Raw genomic sequence first — 1022 nt, forward strand, 5'->3', positions numbered from 1 at the left:
CTGGGGGATATGGGCATACCCCAGGATTTTCCTGATGACAGAACCATTTTTACTTTCGACTAACGCGTTGTCATTACTATGCCGTGAGCGTGACTTGGTCAGGGCAATTTTCAGTTTATTGAGCAGTTTGACGACCTGATAGTTGATGTACTCTGAACCATTATCAGAATGGAACTCTATGACCTTGAAGGGAAAGGCTGACAACAACTCTTCCAGAACAGGGATCAGATAACGCTCACTGATCTTCTCAACGGTACAGACCACTTCATACTGAGTCACTTCATCAACAGCATTAATGTGATAGAGACCCTTTACACCATCCTTATCCCCTTGGTGGACAGTATCAATCCGGATATAACCAGGTTTCCCTTGAGGTTCCGGACGGCGGCGAGTACCTATCGCGCTCTTGACGGAGCGAGTATGCTCTCTGCGGCCTCGCTTTCGCTCATACGTTTTTGACTGCCTGAGATTGTACAAATGGGAGACGGAAATTGTGGCCAAACGCTCATAGTGACTATCCCCCCGCAAGTAAGCACGCTCGCAGATTTTCTTGATGGCGGCACCATTCAAATCGCTGTGAAGCTGGTCAGTCTCGGCAAGTAGCCGGATATCGGCTTTGGTATAGAGAGTCTTGAAGCCATTGGTTGTTCGTTGCCTGCGTTTGAGGAAGCCTTTCTCTGTGAAGTCTCTAATCAACCGGGTTATCTGTGTTCTTGAGAGCCCAGTGACGGCTAGCAGATATTGGCGAAGGAGCCCCCTGTTCACTTTCCTCTGGCTACGGTAATGAAAGTGTATGAGGGTCTCCTCAATCCAACGATAACACTCATCTTTTGACTCCCAGCCTGGCTCAAGGCAAGAGGACTGGCTCAGAAGATTCTGGACATCATCAAGTGTCTTGATGAATTGGGTGTTCATGATGATTTTCATCCTCACATCATGAACGACGGTACAGAGGCTTACAGGCTCATTTCATATTGGAAAGTCGCCTTTGCTTCAGGCCCATTTCATATTGGAGAAGGCTA

1 protein-coding gene is annotated in these 1022 nt (G+C 47.7%); it reads right to left on the reverse strand.

The genetic code is table 11. The features are described from left to right. Positions 1–915, reverse strand: a 915-nt coding sequence (locus M3P05_RS20410; protein WP_249701974.1) for a DDE-type integrase/transposase/recombinase, incomplete at its 3' end; no start/stop codon positions are given. Positions 916–1022: the final 107 nt, after the last annotated feature.

The sequence above is a fragment of the Parendozoicomonas callyspongiae genome (assembly GCF_023502345.1).
Taxonomy (GTDB): Bacteria; Pseudomonadota; Gammaproteobacteria; order Pseudomonadales; family Endozoicomonadaceae; genus Sansalvadorimonas; species Sansalvadorimonas callyspongiae.